General features: G+C 50.3%; 19 protein-coding genes. 2 read left to right on the forward strand and 17 right to left on the reverse strand.

The window, feature by feature from the left end; all coding sequences use genetic code 11:
* Positions 1–174: 174 nt before the first annotated feature.
* The 7 genes from ACO0LB_RS10215 to ACO0LB_RS10245 all read right to left on the reverse strand — a co-directional run bounded on the left by ACO0LB_RS10215 (position 175) and on the right by ACO0LB_RS10245 (position 9,457).
* Complete coding sequence (locus ACO0LB_RS10215; protein ID WP_423049001.1) at positions 175–951, reverse strand: enoyl-CoA hydratase; 777 nt, start codon at positions 949–951, stop codon at positions 175–177.
* Between the two features lie 95 nt (positions 952–1,046).
* Positions 1,047–1,949, reverse strand: coding sequence for an alpha/beta fold hydrolase (locus ACO0LB_RS10220; protein ID WP_423049002.1), 903 nt, complete (start codon positions 1,947–1,949; stop codon positions 1,047–1,049).
* A 111-nt stretch (positions 1,950–2,060) separates the two neighbouring features.
* Positions 2,061–3,257: an acetyl-CoA C-acyltransferase gene (locus tag ACO0LB_RS10225; protein ID WP_423049003.1), complete on the reverse strand. Its 1,197-nt coding sequence runs from the start codon at positions 3,255–3,257 to the stop codon at positions 2,061–2,063.
* Between the two features lie 123 nt (positions 3,258–3,380).
* A complete protein-coding gene (locus ACO0LB_RS10230; protein WP_423049004.1) occupies positions 3,381–5,783 on the reverse strand; it encodes a 3-hydroxyacyl-CoA dehydrogenase/enoyl-CoA hydratase family protein in 2,403 nt (800 codons plus the stop codon).
* 228 nt (positions 5,784–6,011) lie between these two features.
* On the reverse strand, positions 6,012–7,802 hold the full coding sequence (locus ACO0LB_RS10235; protein WP_423049005.1) for an acyl-CoA dehydrogenase C-terminal domain-containing protein: 1,791 nt from the start codon (positions 7,800–7,802) through the stop codon (positions 6,012–6,014).
* Positions 7,803–7,852: 50 nt separating this feature from the next.
* The gene (locus tag ACO0LB_RS10240) at positions 7,853–8,485 is read right to left on the reverse strand and encodes a TetR/AcrR family transcriptional regulator (protein WP_423049133.1); all 633 of its coding nucleotides are present in this window, start codon (positions 8,483–8,485) and stop codon (positions 7,853–7,855) included.
* Positions 8,486–9,061: 576 nt separating this feature from the next.
* Positions 9,062–9,457 carry an RNA-binding S4 domain-containing protein gene (locus tag ACO0LB_RS10245; protein ID WP_423049006.1) on the reverse strand — a complete coding sequence of 132 codons (396 nt, stop codon included), beginning with the start codon at positions 9,455–9,457 and terminating at the stop codon, positions 9,062–9,064.
* A 351-nt stretch (positions 9,458–9,808) separates the two neighbouring features.
* On the opposite strand from ACO0LB_RS10245, the gene ACO0LB_RS10250 reads away from it, so the two are divergent.
* Both ACO0LB_RS10250 and ACO0LB_RS10255 read left to right on the forward strand, forming a co-directional pair.
* Positions 9,809–9,970, forward strand: coding sequence for a hypothetical protein (locus ACO0LB_RS10250; protein WP_423049007.1), 162 nt, complete (start codon positions 9,809–9,811; stop codon positions 9,968–9,970).
* A gap of 7 nt (positions 9,971–9,977) precedes the next feature.
* On the forward strand, positions 9,978–10,622 hold the full coding sequence (locus ACO0LB_RS10255; RefSeq protein WP_423049008.1) for a TetR/AcrR family transcriptional regulator: 645 nt from the start codon (positions 9,978–9,980) through the stop codon (positions 10,620–10,622).
* A 95-nt stretch (positions 10,623–10,717) separates the two neighbouring features.
* On the opposite strand, the gene ACO0LB_RS10260 is transcribed toward ACO0LB_RS10255, so the two are convergent.
* The 10 genes from ACO0LB_RS10260 to ACO0LB_RS10305 form a co-directional block, all read right to left on the reverse strand.
* On the reverse strand, positions 10,718–11,560 hold the full coding sequence (locus ACO0LB_RS10260; RefSeq protein ID WP_423049009.1) for a DUF429 domain-containing protein: 843 nt from the start codon (positions 11,558–11,560) through the stop codon (positions 10,718–10,720).
* A 114-nt stretch (positions 11,561–11,674) separates the two neighbouring features.
* The gene (gene clsB, locus ACO0LB_RS10265; protein WP_423049010.1) at positions 11,675–12,835 is read right to left on the reverse strand and encodes a cardiolipin synthase ClsB; all 1,161 of its coding nucleotides are present in this window, start codon (positions 12,833–12,835) and stop codon (positions 11,675–11,677) included.
* Positions 12,822–13,664, reverse strand: a complete 843-nt coding sequence (locus ACO0LB_RS10270) for an endonuclease/exonuclease/phosphatase family protein (RefSeq protein ID WP_423049011.1) — start codon at positions 13,662–13,664, stop codon at positions 12,822–12,824. The genes clsB and ACO0LB_RS10270 overlap by 14 nt, the downstream gene beginning before the upstream one ends.
* A 7-nt stretch (positions 13,665–13,671) precedes the next feature.
* The gene (gene nudB / locus ACO0LB_RS10275) at positions 13,672–14,154 is read right to left on the reverse strand and encodes a dihydroneopterin triphosphate diphosphatase (RefSeq protein WP_423049012.1); all 483 of its coding nucleotides are present in this window, start codon (positions 14,152–14,154) and stop codon (positions 13,672–13,674) included.
* 396 nt (positions 14,155–14,550) lie between these two features.
* Positions 14,551–15,054, reverse strand: coding sequence for a cache domain-containing protein (locus ACO0LB_RS10280; RefSeq protein WP_423049013.1), 504 nt, complete (start codon positions 15,052–15,054; stop codon positions 14,551–14,553).
* Between the two features lie 323 nt (positions 15,055–15,377).
* Positions 15,378–16,142 carry a CsgG/HfaB family protein gene (locus ACO0LB_RS10285; protein WP_423049134.1) on the reverse strand — a complete coding sequence of 255 codons (765 nt, stop codon included), beginning with the start codon at positions 16,140–16,142 and terminating at the stop codon, positions 15,378–15,380.
* A gap of 488 nt (positions 16,143–16,630) precedes the next feature.
* Positions 16,631–18,436 carry an aspartate--tRNA ligase gene (gene aspS / locus ACO0LB_RS10290; protein ID WP_423049014.1) on the reverse strand — a complete coding sequence of 602 codons (1,806 nt, stop codon included), beginning with the start codon at positions 18,434–18,436 and terminating at the stop codon, positions 16,631–16,633.
* Positions 18,437–18,577: 141 nt separating this feature from the next.
* Complete coding sequence (locus ACO0LB_RS10295) at positions 18,578–19,186, reverse strand: DUF502 domain-containing protein (protein ID WP_423049015.1); 609 nt, start codon at positions 19,184–19,186, stop codon at positions 18,578–18,580.
* 51 nt (positions 19,187–19,237) lie between these two features.
* A complete protein-coding gene (locus ACO0LB_RS10300; RefSeq protein ID WP_423049016.1) occupies positions 19,238–19,564 on the reverse strand; it encodes an FmdB family zinc ribbon protein in 327 nt (108 codons plus the stop codon).
* Positions 19,565–19,644: 80 nt separating this feature from the next.
* Positions 19,645–21,069 carry a sodium:solute symporter family protein gene (locus ACO0LB_RS10305; RefSeq protein ID WP_423049017.1) on the reverse strand — a complete coding sequence of 475 codons (1,425 nt, stop codon included), beginning with the start codon at positions 21,067–21,069 and terminating at the stop codon, positions 19,645–19,647.
* Between the last annotated feature and the right edge of the window lie 64 nt (positions 21,070–21,133).

The raw sequence follows: 21,133 nt of genomic DNA on the forward strand, positions 1-21,133 counted from the left end.
TTGCCTGGCTCAACAAATTCAAACGTGTTCTCACTCGTTGGGACCGTTGCGCTGATCGATATACAGGCTTTGTTCATCTGGCTTTCTCTATGATTCTACTTCGAAGATATTTATGAAATGAGTTCTAGTACTTAATTCATACTAAATAAATGCGGACTGCCAGCGAGCAACGTCTTAGTTAAACTGTGAAAAGTCCGGCTTACGTTTCTGGAAAAAGGCTGTGAAGGCTTCTTTTGCTTCCGGTGCATTCAACATGGCAGAAAAATGCTGATTCTCTTCCATCATTTTCACTTTGACAGCTTCTGGCTGCGCGGCTTTCATCAACCGCTTGGTGACGCGAATGGACGCTGCAGGCAAAGCGACCAGCTTGGCAGCAACTTGCTGCGCATAAGGTAACAGCTCATCCAATGGTAAAACTTTATTCACAAAGCCCATTTCATAGGCTTCCTGCGCACTGAAAGGCTCGCCCAACATCAGTTTTTCAGCCGCACGCTGATAGCCGACAATTTGCTGAAAGACCATACTGGAGGCAAATTCAGGGCATAAACCAAGCTGTGTAAAAGGCATCGACAATTTGGCATTGTCAGCCAGATAAATCAAATCGCAATGCATCAGCAAGGTCGTACCGATACCAACTGCAGCACCGGATACGGCTGCAATCACTGGCTTGCTCGAGGTACTCAGTGCCTGCATAAATTGATACACCGGAGGCAGTACATCTGGGGATGCGAGACTACGGGCATTCTTCATAAAATCTTCGAGATCATTTCCTGCAGTGAAAATCTCTGGTTTTCCGGTCAACAAAATCGCGCGGACACTGACATCCGTTTCGCCATCGCGCAATGCATCAGCCATGGATTGGTACATTGCAGCAGTAATCGCATTTTTCTTTTCAGGACGATTAAAATTAATCGTCAGAATGCCATTGTCTTTGTGGGTCTGAATATCCATAGTCTTAGTCTCTTATGTTTTAAATGCACTACATGTTGTGCGTGTTAAGTTGATGATTGATGATGAAATATATGCCTGCACAGTTGTTACGGATACTACATGAGCAGTGCCGACTGCGGCGGTGTCTGCTGCACTGACTGATGCTGTGACAACCATTGTAAAGCCTGTTGCCAAAGACTGTCGCGGAACTCGCTACGGAAAAAGCCGAAATGCCCTATCCGTTTCGCATCGACATCCTGAGGACGAATATAACGGCGCTCAACGGGAGCGTGACAGAAATAATCATGCAGGCTGTCGATGTTTTTTCGTCCCATCATTTCATCATCAGTAAAACTCATGCTCAGCACCGGAGCACGCATCTGGTGATGATAGGTCTGCATTGCCTGGCCGGATTTATCGACGAAATAACGATGGTCGCGGCACCAGCGTGCCCATTGATAAATCACGCCCTTCGGCAGGTTACCGACCTTGCGCAGTTTTTTACCGGGAAAGTAACCGCAAATCGATGTGTAAAACGGCACCAGAAAATACCACAATAGCCATACGTAACGCTTCAGTTGCGGCGCGTTATCACGCCAGTAGCCTGTTCCACAGCCAACCGTCAGCAAGCCATCGATCAGGTGATTGTCCGGCGTCAGACCTGCCAGTTGTCCACCCAGTGAATGACCGACTACTAACAGAGGTACGTTCGGTTGCCAGGCACGCGCAGTCAGTAACGCGGCGTTATAGTCGAGTTCTGCCCAGTCGTTCAGTGTTGCCTGAAATCCGCGCAAAGATTTCTGATATTCTGCGGGCAGGGATTCGCCCATCCCACGGTAATCAAAACTCAGTACCGCCATCCCATGCTCGCACAGAAATTCCGCAAACGGCGTATAAAATTGCTGCTTCACCCCCATCGCCGCCGGAATCAACACGACTGCCGTTGCCGCCGTAGCGGGGGTATATTTTTTAGCGGTCAATACTTTCTGATCTGTCGTCAGAATCTGTATCGTCTCCATATGATCTCCTAAAAAAAACCGCACAAATCAGATTTGTGCGGTTTTGCTTTACACCAACTGAATATCACGGAATATCACGGAATATCACGAAACATCAGCTGAATACGACGATCAGCAACGTTCAAAAATACCTGCTGCGCCCATACCGGTACCAACGCACATCGTGACCATACCGTATTTCAGGTTGTTACGATGCAATGCATGGATCGTGGTTGCGGAACGGATTGCACCGGTTGCACCGAGTGGATGACCCAATGCAATCGCGCCGCCCATAGGGTTGACTTTAGCAGGATCAAGGCCAAGGTCTTGCACCACCGCCAACGATTGTGCTGCAAACGCTTCGTTCAGTTCGAACCAGTCGATCTGATCTTGCGTGATGCCAGCGGCGCGGCAAGCAGCCGGGATCGCTTCTTTCGGGCCGATACCCATGATTTCCGGTGGTACGCCACGTACTGCGAAAGACGCAAAACGTGCCAGCGGTGTCAGGTTGAATTGCTTCAGGATTTTTTCACTAACGATCAGTAATGCGCCAGCGCCATCGGAAGTCTGCGAGCTGTTACCGGCAGTCACGCTGCCTTTGGCGGCGAACACAGCTTTCAGTTTTGCCAGACCTTCCATTGATGTATCAGGGCGCGCACCTTCATCGCGTGTCACAGTGCGGGTTTTGAGTTCGATTTCGCCAGTCGCCAGATTCGGCACACGATCAATAATGTCAACGGATGTTGTTTCTGCATCGAAGTAACCCGCGTTCTGTGCAGCGATCGCACGTTGATGCGATTGCAATGCAAACGCATCCTGCGCTTCACGGGAGACTTTCCATTGCTGTGCGACTTTTTCCGCAGTCAGACCCATGCCATAAGCGATACCAGCATTTTCATCTTTCAGGATGGCCATGTTCATGGATGGATTGCTGCCCATCATAGGTACCATGGACATCGATTCGACACCCGCTGCAATCATCACGTCTGCCTGACCAACGCGGATACGATCAGCAGCCATCGCTACTGCGGTAATACCAGATGCGCAGTAACGGTTAATCGTGACGCCACCGATGGTGTTAGGCAAACCTGCCAGCAACACACCCATACGCGCCAGATTCAAGCCCTGCGCACCTTCTGGAAACGAGCAGCCGACAATCGCGTCTTCTACCAGTTTAGGATCCAGATTCGGCACTTGCGCCAATGCTGATTGCATGACTCTTACCAGCAAATCATCTGGACGTGTGTTGCGGAACATACCACGACCAGATTTACCGATTGGGGTACGGGTCGCAGAGACGATGTAAGCGTCTTGAAGTTGTTTAGTCATTTTGAGTACTCCTTTTGAGTAAGATCAATTTGCATCGGGAAGGAGAGCAAGGCGCGCGATCGAAGACAGTACTTTAGTACGGCAAGATCGCGCAACGAAGCTATCGTTCCTGATGCGAGTTGATTAGTTGCGGACTGGTTTGCCAGTTTGCATCATGCCCATGATACGTTCCTGTGTTTTTGGATGATTCAGCAATTCCATAAACGCTTTACGTTCCATGTCGAGCAACCACTGTTCGCTGACCAGACTACCGTTGTCGATATCACCACCGCAGACGATCTCAGCGATCATGCGGCCCAATTTGTAATCATGTGCAGAGATAAAACCACCGTCACGCATATTGATCAATTGTGCAGAGATCGTCGCGATACCATGACGACCTGTTACAGGTACCAGTTTTTTCATTGGTGCACGGTAACCGGCGTCGAACATCGCGCGGGCTTCTACTTTTGCCACATGCAACAATTCGTATGGATTAAAGACGACCACGTCGTTCTCAGACAGGTAACCCATTTTCTTCGCTTCCAGCGCAGATTTGGAGACGGCTGCCGTCGCTGCATTCGTGAAGTAGTTCTTCAGGAATTGCAATAAATCGGTGCCTTTGGCATCTGCGGCAGCACGCACTGCGGCTTCTTTCAGACCACCGCCAGCAGGAATCAAGCCCACCCCAACTTCAACCAACCCGATATACGACTCAATGGAGACAACGCGTTTTGCCGCATGCATCATTAATTCACAACCACCACCCAGCGCCAGACCGGAGACCGCTGCAACGACCGGAATATTGGCGTACTTCAATCCCTGATGTGCCTGTTGCAAACGAGCGATAGCGGGTTCGATTGCTTTGACGCCACCGGACATGAACAATGGCAGCATCGCTTGCAGATCAGCACCAGCAGAGAACGCACCACCGTCAGCTGCATCGGCGCTCCAGATCACCAGACCTTTGAAGTTTTTCTCGGCTTCGGCAATGGCTTTTTCCATACCTTCGATGACGCCTGGGCCAATCACGTGCATCTTGGTTTTGATCGACAGAATCAACACATCGTCACGTTGCGCTTCAGTTCCCTGATGCCAGATACGGACGGACTCGTCTTCAAAGAATGTAGTACCGGCTGTTGCGCCAGTCGCAGCACCAGTGCCGAGTACAGGTGCGCGGAACGCCTGACGGTCATACACAGCCAGTTTGGAACGCGGTACATAAGTGCTGCTTGCTGGCGACCATGAGCCTTCGGCTGTGTGTACGCCAGTGCGGCCATCAAATACCCAGGCTGGCAACGGTGCATTGCACAATGCCTTACCAGCATCGATATCTTCCTTAACCCAGCCAGCCACTTCCTGCCAACCGGATGCCTGCCATGTTTCGAACGGACCCACATTCCAGCCGAATCCCCAGCGCATCGCGAAGTCGATATCACGTGCATTGTCTGCAATCGTTGCGCTATGCACGGCGATGTAGTGGAACGCATCGCGGAAAATCGCCCACAGGAACTGCGCCTGTACGTTGGTCGATTCACGCAGGGTCTTCATTTTCTTGACCGGATCTTTTTCTTTCAGAATACGGGCAACAACGTCGTCAGCTTTCGCACCGCCAGTAACATATTGTGCTGTGGCGAAATCGAGGCGTTGAATGTCTTTACCTACTTTTTTGTAGAAACCAGCGCCGCTCTTGGAACCCAGTGCGCCAGCAGCCACCAGCTTTGCCAGTACCTCCGGCGTTTTATACACTGGGAAGAAAGGATCATCTGCCAGATTATCTTGCATGGTTTTGATGACGTGGCCCATCGTGTCCAGGCCAACCACGTCAGCAGTACGGAATGTGCCAGAAGAAGCGCGACCCAGTTTTTTACCGGTCAGATCATCGACAACATCCACTGTCAGACCAAATTTTTCGGCTTCGTACATCGTCGCCAGCATGCCGAAAATACCGACGCGGTTCGCGATGAAGTTTGGTGTGTCTTTCGCGCGGACAACGCCTTTACCCAACGAAGTCGTCAGGAAGCCTTCGAGTTGATCGATGATTTCTGGGCGTGTCGCCACAGTTGGAATCAACTCAACCAAGTGCATGTAGCGTGGTGGGTTAAAGAAGTGGACGCCGCAGAAGCGTGCTTTCAGTTCTGCCTCAAAGCCTTCGGACAAAGCAGTGATTGACAAGCCTGACGTGTTCGAAGCAAAAATCGCGTTTGGCGCAATGTGTGGAGCAACCTTTTTGTACAGGTCATGTTTCCAGTCCATGCGCTCAGCAATCGCTTCGATGATCAGATCACAGCCAGCCAGCACGTCGAGGTTGTCTTCGTAGTTAGCGACTTCGATCAGAGCAGCATCGTCTTTATTACCAAACGGTGCAGGATTGAGTTTTTTCAGATTCTCGATGGCACGCAGAACGATGCCGTTTTTTGGGCCTTCTTTGGCCGGCAGATCGAATAAGACAACAGGTACTTTGGCATTGATGCAGTGTGCCGCGATTTGGGCACCCATCACGCCAGCGCCGAGAACGGCGACTTTTTTAACGATGAAATTGGTCATTTTTAACCTCGGTTAAATTCTTAAAGCAACGAAAAGCAACGTAGAGCAACGAAAAGCAAATGATCTTCGAACTCCCACTCTCTTGAACAAACATGCAAGAAAGCGGGACGGAGTGATATGCCTGCTGCTGTCATGCCTCTGGTATGCATCCTGTACACCAGGAAAACCAGAAACACTGCGTGAAACTTGACAGCAGCAGTGCGCAAGCGCACCCGAAGACGATTTACATCAGAACAAATCTGCTTCGAGCGACAACAGATTGGCGGAGCCAGAACGTGCCTGACGTGTCAGCATCGCTGTTTCTGGATACAGACGAGCAAAGTAGAAACGGATGGTCGCCAGTTTCGCTTTATAGAAGGTGTCACCGGAGGCTTCTTTTTCCAGTGCGATTTTTGCCATTTGTGCGAAGAAGTAGCTGTACACCATATGACCGACTACGCGCAGGTAAGGTACCGCTGCTGCGCCGACTTCATCTGGATTCTGGAACGCTTTCATGCCGATTTCCATGGTCAGTTTGGTGACTTTATCGCCCAGTTCTGCCAACGGAGTAATGAACTCAGACATCGCTTCATTCGTACCATTCGCTTCTACAAATGCCTGTACTTTAGCGCCGAATTTGCGCAATTTTGCGCCGTTGTCCATCAGCACTTTACGTCCCAGCAAATCAAGTGACTGTACGGTGTTGGTACCTTCATAGATCATGTTGATGCGTGAATCACGAACATACTGCTCCATACCCCATTCTGAGATAAAGCCGTGACCGCCGTAGACCTGCATACATTCAGAGGTGGCTGTCCATGCGTTGTCGGTGATGAAGGACTTGATGATCGGCGTCAGCAGTGCGACTTCGTCAGCGCAATCTTTACGTACTTGTTCATCAGGATGATTCAGTTCTTTATCCAGTTGCAAAGCAACGTAGGAACTGAAAGCGCGCGCGCCTTCAGCGTAAGCTTTTGCGGTCAACAGCATGCGACGTACGTCAGCGTGAACGATGATAGGATCAGCTGCCTTGTCCGGTGCTTTTACGCCGGACAGACTACGCATCTGGATACGGTCTTTTGCATAGACCAGCGCGTTTTGGTAAGCGACTTCGGTCAGACCCAGACCTTGCATGCCCACGCCTAAACGTGCAGCGTTCATGAACACGAACATCGCGTTCAGACCTTTGTGCGGACCACCAATCAACCAGCCAGTCGCGCCATCCAGATTCATCTGGCAAGTGGAGTTCGCGTGGATGCCCATTTTTTCTTCGATCGCGCCGCAGAAAATCGGGTTACGTGCACCGTTGGAACCATCTGCGTTCGGCAGAAACTTCGGAACGATGAACAGGGAAATACCTTTGGAACCTTCAGGTGCGCCTGGCAAACGTGCCAGCACCAGATGAACGATGTTTTTGGACATGTCGTGTTCACCTGCGGAGATGAAAATTTTCGCGCCGCTGATTTTGTAAGAGCCGTCGTCTTGTGGTTCTGCTTTGGAGCGCAGCAGACCCAGATCCGTACCGCAATGCGGCTCAGTCAGACACATAGTGCCTGTCCATTCACCGGAAATCAGCTTAGGCAGATACAGCGCTTTTTGTTCTGCGGTACCGTGTTCATGAATGCACTCGTAAGCACCGTGGGACAGACCCGGATACATGGTCCATGCCTGGTTTGCTGAGTTCAGCATTTCGTAGAAAGAATTGTTGACGACCAGCGGCAAGCCCTGACCACCGTATTCCGGATCGCAGGACAGTGCAGGCCAGCCCGCTGTCACATACTGATCGTAGGCTTCTTTAAAGCCTTTTGGTGTGGTGACAGTATGATTGGTTTTATCGTGGTGGCAGCCTTCGCGATCACCGGAGTGATTCAGCGGGAACAGCACTTCAGAGGTAAATTTGCCGCCCTCTTCCAGAATTTGGTTAATGATGTCAGCATCGACTTCAGCGTGGGCTGGCAATTGCTTGAGCTCGGACTCAACATTCAATAATTCGTGCAACACAAACTGCATATCACGCAATGGAGCGATATATTGACCCATAATTTTCTCCTGACGGCAAAGTTAAAACGTTAGATTTAGAAACAGATACTTCAAACTGACTGCGGGGATGACGTCGGTGCCTTATTCGTATCGGCTACCGGCGCGTAATATTCGATCATTCGTTCAAAACCGACTTCTGCTCTTTCAACACTCCCCGGTTTGCGTAAAAAACGCGCATCGTGGTGCAATGCCAGTATCAAGCCGTACATTTCATACACAATCTGATCTGCGTCGACATCGGATCGCAGATGTCCCAGTTCTATCGCCTGGAGCGCAGCTCTGTGCAACGCTCCCTGCCACGCATGTACCATGCCGACCAGTTCATCCCTGATCAGACCAGGACGGTCATCGTATTCGGCTGCGCCACTGATATAGATACAACCAGAGGCAATCTCCACCGTGACACGCTTGACCCATAACGCAAACATCGACTGCAAACGCGGCAAACCGCGTGCTTCTTTCATGCTGGGATAAAACACTTCCTGCTCAAAGTGATGGTGATACAGTTTCAACACTTCGATCTGTAAATCTTCGCGTGAGCCAAAGTGCGCAAACACGCCGGATTTACTCATGTTCATCTTGTCGGCCAATAAACCGATAGTGAGGCCTTCAATACCGTCGCGGCTGGCGGCATCAAGCGCCACGTCCAGGATGGCAGCGCGGGTGAGTTCCCCTTTACGCATGAATTTCGATGTCATATTCATATTACATTGTTTATATTGAAATGATTCATGTTCACATCAAAGCTTATTTGATACAAACAAGTGAATTAATCGAACGCTCGTACTATTAAGCACAGCGCATGAAAAGTCAAACCAGATTCGGTCTTTAGAGGAGAGTATCTATTTGCAGAACCCTCCTGAATGAGGCCATAAGTGAAGCAGTAACGGTATTTTCATCGGTCGTTTCTTATCCTGATTGAAGGGGCAGTGAACATCATCTGCGCCAGCAGTTTAACCATACAATTGAGTGATTGCTTGGCATCCTCCAACCGGCGCTGACATTCTTATATGCCCGGGACTACCGCAGCCGCCCCCAGCGACGTTTGGCTCTTGGCCACACAAGCCCGCAGCCCATACTGCCTGCGTCTCCGCGCATTGCCATGCCTTGCTGGGACAATTTTGCATCCGTCCTGATTTTGATGTTGTTATATTGCTGGCTGCTCCGTGTTTGTTCGTGTTGATGTTTTCTGCTCTCTGCTGAGGTCTGCTGAACCTGATCGTCTTCATCCGTCTTCATCCGTCTTCATTCGTCTTCATTTAACTACGTGTGAAATCAATCAGGCGACGATCCCGCTTGGTAGGACGACCAGTCAGCTGCGCACTCGGTTCACGATAGTATTTTTTAGACTCTGCAACTTGTTCCCGCAACGCTTTACTTGCGGCAGTTTCTTCGTACATGGTCTGGGCAATACTGGCAGAACCTCGTTTATCAAGAATACGCTGTACGCGTACCGTCCAGACTTGTTCTGCCAGATGCACTTCGATCATGTCACCCGCTTTGACATTGTGTGCCGGTTTAACTCTTTGTTCATTTTGGAGCACACGCCCCAGTTCAATGGCATGCGTTGCCAGGCTGCGGGTTTTAAAAAAACGGGCGGCCCATAACCATTTATCGATCCGTGTACTTTCCATCGTATTGCTGATTGTGTTCATGTTCTGCTTTTTACTGATGACATTACTGATGACATTGCTGATGACTGTGATTCACGGCATCCCACGATTGCCTGCCGATACAGAGCGTCTGTGATACATACCGTTACAAGTTGCGATGCACCTGCCAAAATGCGGCGCAACACAGGGATTTATCACCAGTCGTACTATTTTTAAGCAATGTATTGCAGGAGCATCGCAATGACAAGGCATTTAGTCTGTTTGTGGCAGAGAATGAATGCTGCATTGCGATTGTTGCAGTGCGCATAGACATTAAACTGAACGACCGTACAATTCCACGTCATATTATGTCATCTTGACATCACGATCTGATCGCAGCATGGATGAGAACGGATGGCGACAAATCGGGGCGGACTATATTCAACGGTATCTGACAATATCCAGCGTTATCCGGCAGATGTCATGACCAGAAACCAAGCAGCAAAGCGGGTGGTGCTGATCGTGCAGGTCGGTCTCACTGCTATTCTCAAGCGAATGACTGACTTACCTATATAGGCACTGTATGAGTTCTGTCGATGACCTGAGCGGCAAGAAGCGGGCAATTCTGATTGCAGCAGAAAAATGCTTTGCGTCCCAAAGTTATGAGGGCGTTTCTATCCGGGATATTGCTCACGAGGCCGGGGTGCCTATCGCGCTGATCGGGTATTACTTTGGGGCAAAAAACGAGTTGTATCACGCGATCTTTGAGTATCACAGCAGCTATATTTCTGAACGTCTGGCGGCATTGCGTCAGGCTCGTCAACATAGCGATCCTGCCACCGCATTAAGCAACATCGTTAATGTGTATATCCTGCCAACGCTGAAGCTGAAAGACGATGAAGAAGGGAATTATTTTTCGCGGATGGTGATGCGTGGCGTGATTGATCAGCATGAAGCCAGTGAGCGGATCAGCAAGGAATTTTATGATCCGATGGCAAGGGAGTTCATGGCAGCCCTGCAAGAGGCACTACCGCATGCCAGCCCGGAAAGTATTCACTGGAGCTATCAGTTCGCACTCGGTGCGCTGTTGCATCATGTGCTCGATACACGCACCGAACGCTTGTCGGCAGGTCTGTGTCCGGCACATCAGGGTGATCTTGCGGCACCGTATCTGGTGAACTTCATCATCGCCGGAATACGCTCTGCAACCAGTGGCAATCTCGCATGAAAACGCTCAACAATACGATACTCCCCCCCTTAATTTTATAAAAACCACCGTTACACAGCATAAACAAAGGCGCTCAAAATATACTCCCCTCAGTATTATTTAAGCATGGTACCGACGATCCAGCCCTCAAGGGCGTCAAAGGCGGGCAAACCATACCGCTGATCACGCCGCTGCCAGGCCCACGCCGCCAGCATCATACACAGCACCGCATCCAGCCAATCGCCACTGCCATCGTCCAGCACCGTCTCGCGCCACTCACCAAACGCCACCGGAATTTCCCAGGGAGTCGCTCCGCTTTCCAGTGCTTGCAGGATGCTGCTGCGTGCCTCGCGCCGCTCGGCGGTCTGCCGGGCTTTATCATCGCTTTTGTAGGAAGCACGGGTGATACTGCGCGCCACCATTCCCGGATAGGCTTCCAGCGCAATCCGCTGCGGATCGGCATCATGCATACCGGGAATAGTCACGCCAGCATCCAGCAAACGCGGCATTCCGGCATGTAACATATACGCCACAGGAGGATTTACCCATTTCATGGACGGCGAAGAACCAGCAGGAATATCCGTTGCTCTGTGAGCAAACTTCCCCCCGACAGGACGGGCATCGCAAAAATGGCGGAAATGGTGGCGCAGATCGGCGCGTGACAGGCTTTGCAAATGCCGGATGAGGGCGGGTAACTGCTGTGGCCAGCCCAGCGTTTCTATTAATTCCCGAGGCAGGGAGAAAGGCAGATCAACGCCAGCAATCCACGGGCCATCCTGCATGAGCCATTGCTCAAATGCTGGCAAATCCGGCAAACCCCGCAACTGCCGCAACTGCAGCACACCAGCGCACATCTCACCGCTCGCCACCGTAATCGGCTTGCGGCGGCTGGGGGACGACGTAAAATCGATACCATGCAGCGATGGAAGTGGCAAATCAAATGGCTGATCTGATTGCATAGATTGATACTTATCCGTGATTGATTCGTTGTTGATTCGTGATTGATTCGTGCGTAATCCATTACATTTTGCGCGGAGCGTCTCGCTGCACATACTGCCTGCATGACATCGCCATCAATAACCACCCCAGGTCACGATCCTCATCACAGCGCGATACACCAGATAGGCCGTGCCATACCAGGCGCGTTTGTACCAGGGATGGCGATCCTCATCCTGACTGAAAATCTCGACACCATCCGCCATTCCCTGCTCCAGATGCGTCAGCAAGCGCGATGCAAAGCCAGCGTCCCGTATGACCACATTCGCTTCATGATTCACGAACAGACTCAGCCCATCGCAATTACTGGAGCCAACGGTCGCCCAGTCGGCATCAATCACCGCCACCTTGGCATGCAACTGGGTCTTGCGGTATTCGATAATCCGCACACCTGCCTGCAGCAACTTCGGATAAAACGAGTGCGTGACCGCATCCTGCAATGCAAATTGCCCGACGCCGATGAGGAGGCAGACATCCACGCCACGCGAGGCTGCCGAGATCAACGCGCGCCGGAATTTTCTGCCCGGCGCAAAATAAGGTGTCGCCAGCACCGCACGTTGGCGTGCCACTCCCAACGCTTGCAGATAGGCTTTTTGTATCGTGGCACGATTACGCAAATTATCCCGCACCAGAAAAGCCGCCGCCGTCATCTGCGTTCGCGCTGTTTTGGCATCTGTCTGCAAATGGCGCATGAGGGCAAAACGCGTCAGTAATTTCAGGCGCCCCAGCTTGCGCCATTGCGCCTGTGCTTCCAGATGAATCTGCGCCACCAGCGGCCCGGTCAAACGTACCGCAAAATCCCATCGGGGAAAATGCAACACCTGCCGGCTTCCATCATCAGCGATCAGATCATCATTGATATTCAGGCCGCCAACAAAAGCAATTTGCTGATCGATCACCGCAATTTTTCGGTGCGTACGCGCCAGCCCCCGATGAAACCAGGGATTAAAACAACGACAATCAACACCGGCAGCCACCAACTCCTGCGCCAATGCCTGCGCAGCTTGTCTGCCACTTCCCAGCCAATCAATCACGACCCGTACCACAACGCCGCGGGCAGCAGCCTGCATCAGGGTCGCCGCGACTTCGTCAGCAACACTGTCAGCAGAAAAAATATAGGTTTCGAGATAAATTTCATGCTGTGCCTCATTCACCGCTGTCATCAGCGCCGGAAAATAATCCGTGCCGCCATGCAGCAGTTGCACATCATTGCCTTCAATAAAATCAAGCCTGCTCATGGCTTGTTACAGGTATATCCGTCGATATGGCATCGGGATATTCCAATGTTGCGGTGATCGGTACGTGATCCGATAACTGATTCCACGGGGCGCCGCTCAGCACTTCGGCAGCACTGACGCGGCAGCCGCGCAGGTACACGCGGTCCAGACACAGCCAGGGTAAGCCTGCCGGAAACGTTCTGGCATGACGATTCCGCTTGCCGCTCAATAATTGCTTCATTCCCTTGACCGAAAACCGGGAAGCACCATGGTGGGCATCGACATCAAATGCTTCAAATACGCCAAGTTGCTGATACAGCGTGTGGCTTAATCGCTGGCTCCAGTCGTTAAAATCACCAGCGATAATCAGAGGTGCATCCGGTGGCAAATCACGCTGTATCGTCTGTATCAAGGCCTGTATCTGACGCCGCCGACTCGCAGCAAATAAACCAAGATGAATCACAAAGCAATGCACTTCCTGCGTTCCGGTATGTACTACTGCATGCAAAATACCACGCTGCTCGTAGGCGTGATCGGAAACATCGTGATTCACTGAAGAAGTAATAGGATAGCGACTTAACAAGGCATTGCCGTGATGGCCATGGTCATAAACGGCGTTCATGCCATAAGCAGAATGATGTGATTCTCCTGCCAGAAATTCATGCTGCCCGACTTGCGGCCAATGTGCGTGTTGCTCGGCATGATGATCATGCTGACCTTGTACTTCCTGCAAAAATACCAGATCGGCATCAAGCAGATCTATCGCTTCCTTGATGCCGTGTATCTTCGCCTTACGCCCGAAAGCACTGACACCTTTATGAATATTGTACGTCGCGATACGTAGCTTCATGCCAGCCTTATAACTGAGGGACTTCAGTGGTGGGGAGGGTCTGCAACAAATGAGGTAACTGTAATATTGCTTCGGCATTTGAAGCAGAAAAACAGCGATCAGCGGCAACGCGCCACGGCAGCCATTCATATTGCAGATGTTCACGCGGCGCCAGATGCACACTCGTTCCACGCGGCACGCACAAGCCAAACACATGCTCGGTATTGCGTGTCACTCCGGGTGCGTAGCGATGGCGCCAGACCGGATAAATTTCATAGACATTCGACAATTGCCAGTCGCTCAGACTGACATCATCAGCATCGGCATTGATACCCGTCTCTTCTGCCACTTCGCGAATCGCCGTCGTGATGAGAGGTTCATCAGGCGTATCTTTGGAACCAGTCACAGACTGCCAGAATCCAGGTTTGTCGGCGCGCTCCATCAGTAACACATCGAGTTCAGGCGTATAAATCACCACAAGAACAGATTCGGGAATTTTAAAAGAAGGCATGGTGCTGATGTTGTCCGTACTCAAGTTCATTGAGCTGACTATTCTAACGCGTTTGCCGCCTCACCGCGCACCTGCCTGAAGCGAAGACAGCATGGCATCATGCTTGTACCCCTGCTGAAAACCAGCCATGTCGTGCTTATGCATATCGATGTGTCGTACGTGCATCGTCCATGCTCGCAGATGCTGCGCTGATGCCTCACCTGTATAAAGATGAAGTCTGGTGTATGCATATGCCTGGTGCTATATGCTATATGCTATGTGCCATATGGATATGGAGCAGCCTGCTCCATATCGAATCAATACCTCGCGTACACAATGTTCATGCCACGTTGACGACCCCAGCGATGTTCTGGTGCGCCATCAATATGACATGCATCAATAGCGAAATTGCGTAGATTACTTCTTAAAATACGTTCCCACGCAGACCACCGTATCACCAGCTCCGCGTTCACAGTACGAGCGCTTCAACTCGTACGCCTGCGTCGCCGGGTTATTAAATTTATAGGGACCATACCACCCTTTGGAAGATGTTTTGACCATCTCTATCATGCCTTTAATAAAGGCATTGCCATCAACATCCTTCATCGTAATCAGGTTCTTACCGACCATTTTAGGATTCGCGCCCTGCGCCAGACAGTTACCGTCAAAGTCATACACGAAGACGTACAAATCTTTTTCCTTGAATGCACCATCAGGATGTTCCGTGAACGCCTTATAGGCTTTTTCTACGCCACCGGATTTAATCAGGGCAACGCCCTTTTTTACCATCTCTTGCGCTTCTGCTTCACTACCATGTTCGCCCGCCGCGTGCGCCAACGGAGCCAATGGCAACAGCAATGACAGACTCAGGGCAGTAAAGGATGCCGATGCGAATTTACGACCTGGAAATGTGTTTTTCATATGTTCTCCGCTTCTTTGAATATAGTTGGCAACTACCGCCATTTCAGTATCAGACAAGTACACTTGCACATACTGATCAGCATCAATGCATCAAGAAAACAGCGCAGATACGTCAACACAAGCAGCACACAAGAGGTACACTTCTCATTTATAGCACTGTGGCAACTCCGTAAAACGGCAAGATACAAGAATTCACATTGTCGGTCACAGTCAAAAAAACAATTCTTCGCTGATCGGCGTTCTTCTACTTTCATCAGGCATAAAAAAGGCTTGCCGCAGCAAGCCTTTTTGTTCAACACGATGATTATTCATCGCCAATACATCTACTTTTTGACAGGAACTGCAGGCGGCAATTCTTTACTTTGCAGTTGCTGCACTTGCGTGACCAGCTTGTTATGCGCATCCAGAAATGCCGCCACAATTACTTTTGCTTCATTGGTATTACTCCACCCTGCACCAAAGCCACCACCGTTGGCACCGATACTCAGTCCGCCCATACCAAGATCAGTCGTTTTGGCCGCACCAGTGGATGCAGCAATCTGTTCGGTCGTTTCATTGTCCGTCAATAACAAGGCGACCTGTGCCTCTTTCAGACTGACTTTTTCAGCATAACCCGTGAAGTTTTTTAAGATGGGAATCATCCCCATGATGGCGCTGATGCCACCGCCCGCTTTACTTTCAGAAAAAGTCAGGCTGGGTGTCATGGTGTATTGCGCTTCGTAGCCTTTCCCTTTTTGTACAGTCGTATTTTTGCGGATAATGCCTTGCGACTGTAAATCCTGCTCCTGAATAACCGCCTTCAGACCTGAAGCACGATCCACCACGCGAAAGCACCCGCTTTGCTGTGCCAGCAAACGGATCAATGGTACTGGTGAGCTAGGCAAATTATAGGAGCTTTGCAGCGTGTAACCATTCGGATTTTCGACTAAAGCCAGTGTCGCAACAGGAGCAGCACAACGCACCAGTGTTTTGCTTGCTGCCTTGGCACCCGCAGGACCGGCAGACCCAGTCACCTCCGATGAACCCTGCCCAAGTTCGGTTTTCTTTTCACCGCAAGCACTTAATAATAAGGTGGCAGACGCCGCCATCGCAAACAATAAGGGGCGCGCCAACACTGTCAATTGCGTCAACTGACATGAAGAAAAACGGAAATTTGTGGACAAAGAAGAATCAGACATAGATGAACTATTTGCAATAAAAAATAATTGCAATAATCTACACTATTTCAACAATCTGGATGAAAGAAAGATGTAACCATGGTTACAACTCTGGTGAGACGCATCGCATAGTCGTTATGCGGCGTATTGAAGCTGATTGCTGCTGATTGCTGCGCATCAATGGATTTCAAATCATTTTAATAAAAGTCGCGCAAAATGCGTTCCAGACTGCATGCTGACGAAGGCAGTAGTGCTTTGACGGAACTTGCACAACAAGCAGCGATAAAGCTGCTATGGCGCTGTTGCGTCAATCCTGCTCAAGAAACCATCCGGCGAACATGAAGCGTCATCAGAAATAAAAAACGCGAAGCAAAGCTTCGCGTTTTTCAAATGACTGATTCAGATACTAATTCTGATGATTACGCCTTGATTGCAGGCTCTGTCGCACGCAAACGGATGTGTAATTCGCGCAATTGCTTCTCATCGACTTCCGACGGTGCCTGTGTCAACAGACATTGTGCCCGCTGTGTTTTCGGGAAAGCGATCACATCACGAATCGATTCAGCACCGGTCATCATCGTGACGATACGATCCAGACCGAAAGCCAGACCACCATGCGGAGGCGCGCCGTATTGCAATGCGTCCAGCAGGAAGCCGAATTTCAATTGTGCTTCTGCATCGTCGATCTTCAATGCGCGGAATACTTTGCTTTGTACATCAGCACGGTGAATACGGACTGAGCCACCACCGAGTTCCCAACCGTTCAAGACCATATCGTAGGCTTTAGCGATACATTTGCCCGGATCGGTTTCCATCAGGTCTTCATGGCCGTCTTTTGGCGCAGTGAATGGATGGTGTGTTGCTGTCCAGCGGTCATTTTCTTCGTCATGCTCAAACATCGGGAAATCAATCACCCACAATGGTTTCCAGACATCTTCAAACAAGCCATTAGCTTTACCGAATTCGCTGTGACCGATCTTGACGCGCAAGGCACCGATCGCGTCATTAACAACTTTGGCTTTGTCCGCGCCGAAGAAAATCAGATCGCCGTCCTGTGCGCCAGTACGCGCCAGAATTTCTGTCAATGCTGCATCGTGGATATTTTTGACGATAGGCGATTGCAGACCGTCACGGCCTTTTGCCAGTTCGTTGACCTTGATGTACGCCAGACCTTTAGCACCGTAGATCGCGACAAACTGAGTGTACGCATCAATCTCGGAACGTGGCATATTGGAACCACCTGGCACACGCAGCCCTACTACACGGCCATTGACCATGTTAGCAGCGCCGGAGAACACTTTGAAATCGACATCCTTCATCACGTCAGTCAATTCAGTGAATTGCAGCTTGACGCGCATGTCTGGTTTATCGGAACCGTACAAGCCCATCGCTTCAGCAAAATCCATCACTGGGAATGGATCAGGCAAGTCGATATCCAGCGTGTTTTTAAAGACCAGACGAATCATGCCTTCAAACATGTCACGAATTTCCTGTTCATTCATGAACGATGTTTCGCAATCGATCTGAGTGAATTCTGGCTGACGATCAGCGCGCAGATCTTCATCACGGAAGCATTTGGTGATCTGGTAGTAGCGGTCAAAGTTAGCCACCATCAGCAATTGTTTGAACAACTGCGGCGACTGTGGCAACGCAAAGAAGTTACCCGCATTCACACGAGACGGCACCAGATAGTCGCGCGCGCCTTCCGGTGTGGACTTGGTCAGCATTGGTGTTTCGATATCGATGAAGCCATTGGCATCGAGGAATTTACGCACTTCCATCGCGACTTTGTAACGCAGACGCAGATTGTTTTGCATTTGCGGACGACGCAGATCGAGTACGCGGTGGGTCAGACGTGTGGTTTCAGACAGATTGTCGTCATCCAGCTGGAACGGTGGCGTGACGGAAGCGTTCAGAATTTCTACGTTATGCGCCAACACTTCGATTTTGCCGGACTTCAGGTTCGCATTACCTGTGCCTTCAGGGCGTGCGCGCACCAAACCGGTAATACGCAGGCAGAACTCGTTACGAACGGTTTCTGCAGCAGAAAAAACATCCGCACGGTCAGGATCGCACACAACCTGCACCAGACCTTCACGGTCACGCAGATCGATAAAAATCACACCGCCGTGATCGCGACGACGATGCACCCAGCCGCACAGGCTGACGGTTTGGCCGAGTAATTCCTCAGTAGTGAGGCCGCAGTAATGGGTACGCATGGACATAGTTTCTTACCTGTCTGTATTCAAAAATTAATCATCATGAGATCTGAAAAATCGCTTGTGGCGCTCAGATCGTAATTTCTCTTGCAGATTCAGCGATCTGCAGCCACAGTCAATGCCAGGCTGCAAAACGCAGATTCTGCCTTATTTCTTTTCGGTGGGAAGATGCTCGGGAGCCACCACGCCCATGGATACAATATATTTGAGTGCAGCATCAACACTCATATCCAGTTCAATTGCCTCAGATTTTGGCACCATCAGAAAAAACCCTGAAGTCGGGTTAGGCGTCGTCGGCACATACACGCTGACAAACTCACCTTTAAGATGATTAACAACATCGCCACCCGGAACACCGGTCAGAAAGCCGATACTCCAGCATCCCTGACGAGGATATTCAATCAATACTGCTTTACGAAAAGCATTACCCGAAGACGAAAACAAGGTATCGGAGACTTGCTTCACGCTGGAATAAATCGAATTCACAATAGGAATGCGTTGCAACAATGCTTCCCACAGTCTGACGACGTATTTACCGATAAAATTCTGAGCCAGCAAGCCGGTCACAAAAATAGTCAGCAAAGTCAGTATGGTTCCGATACCCAATACCTGAAAACCAACCAATTTCTCTGGCCGCCATTCAACAGGCAACAGCAGCAGTGACTGATCCAGTGTACTGATGATGGCGTGCAATACCCACAGCGTAATCGCAAGAGGTACCAGAATCAGCAGGCCGGTAATAAAGTATTTACGCATGGTGATCAATTCGTTGGTGAGCAGATCGTCAAAATTCGGAATATGCTGGTTTCAGCTTGCTTTACCAGCGTCAGAAGTTGGAGCTGCTGTTGCGGTTGTTGCAGAAGCTGCAGCGCTTGTCGGCGCTGACTCTGCGGCGGGACTGCCGCCAGCATCTGTTGCCACCGCTGGCGCAGATGTTCCCGCACCACCACCAGAACCCCGGAAATCAGTAACATACCAGCCTGAGCCTTTTAACTGAAAGCCGGCCGCAGTCACCTGCTTTTTAAATGCAGACTTCCCACAGGAAGGACAGTCAGTCAGCGGTGCATCAGACATTTTCTGCAATACATCTTTGGCAAAACCACACTCGTCACAACGGTAAGCGTAAATCGGCATACTCTCGCCCTAAAAAAACTGATAAAACCCTGAATTATAAAGGTTTTCAGCCAAAATTTGCGCATTGCATCAAGAACGGTTCATTCTGCCATGACATGACGATGAATTTGTGGCAACAAAGACCCCATAATCATTCCCACCATACTCATCAGCACACCAACCAGTTGTGGCGGCCATAATCCGTCAGGCGCCCCTATTTCAAACGCTACCCAGGCACCAACACCGGACAAGATGGAGAGTAAGCCCCCCTGCGCAGTAGCTCGCTTCCAGTACAGTCCAAAGGCGAGCGGTACAAAAGCTGCGACCAGCGTTACTTTGTAGGCATTCTCTACCATTTTATAAATGCTGGATTCGGTATTCATGGCAAACATCGTCACAATCGCCGTGAATACCAGTACCACAATACGCATCATCAGCAAAAACTGCTTGTCACTTTGCTGCGGGAAAAACGGCTTCAGAATGTTTTCAGAAAATGTAACTGACGGCGCCAGCAACGTTGCACTGGCACAACTCTTGATTGCCGATAACAAAGCGCCAAAAAACATCACCTGCGCCAGCATCGGTACCTTGGTCATGATCAGTGTCGGCAAGATTAATTGCGAATCCTTGTCAATCAGACTGGCAACCATACCTGGATCAATCAAGGTCGCCGAATAGGCAAGAAACATGGGAATAAAAGCAAAACAAAAATACAGAATCCCGCCAAGAACCGAGGCGCTGCCAGCAATGCGCTCATTCTTTGACGATGCCACACGCTGAAAGACGTCCTGTTGCGGAATTGACCCCAGCATCATCGTGATCCAGGCCGCAAAAAACCAGAGCATCTCCTTTGCGGTCGGCGCGGGCCAGAATTCAAATTTACCGGCATTTGCTGCGTGAGCAATCACCGTTTTGGCACCGCCCACCATATCAGACACTTCCCAGCCGATATACAGCATACCCACCACAATAATGATCATTTGCAGAAAATCCGTAATCGCCACCGACCACATTCCGCCCATCAGGGTATAAATCAACACGCTCGCGGCACCAATGATCATGCCCGTGTCCATAGAAATAAAACCGCCGGACACCACATTAAACACCAGTCCCAGCGCCTTGATCTGCGCCGCTACCCAACCCAGATAGGAAATCACGATACAGACCGTGACCAGCACCTCGACAATACGGCCAAACTTGTTACGGTAATAGTCACCGATAGTCATCAGGTTCATACGATACAAGGGGCGGGCAAAAAACAATCCAACCAGCACCAGACAAAGAGATGAACCAAACGGATCAGCAATCACCCCTTTCAGTCCTTCCTTGACGAACGTCGATGAAATACCGAGCACTGCCTCAGACCCAAACCAGGTAGCAAATACAGTCGCGGTCACCACCGACATCGGCAAAGACCGACCAGCAACCGCATAATCCTTGGAGTTATTCACATACCTGGCAGCATACAAACCGATGCCAACCGAAATGACCCAGTACAAAATGACGAACCAGATAAGAGTATTCATGGAGTTGCGAAAGCGATAATGTCAATAAAAACCGGCAGCTTATTTCTGCGGGCATTATAACGGC

Origin of the sequence: Undibacterium sp. SXout7W (genome assembly GCF_049339385.1) — a bacterium.
In the GTDB taxonomy this organism is placed as follows: Bacteria; Pseudomonadota; Gammaproteobacteria; order Burkholderiales; family Burkholderiaceae_D; genus Undibacterium.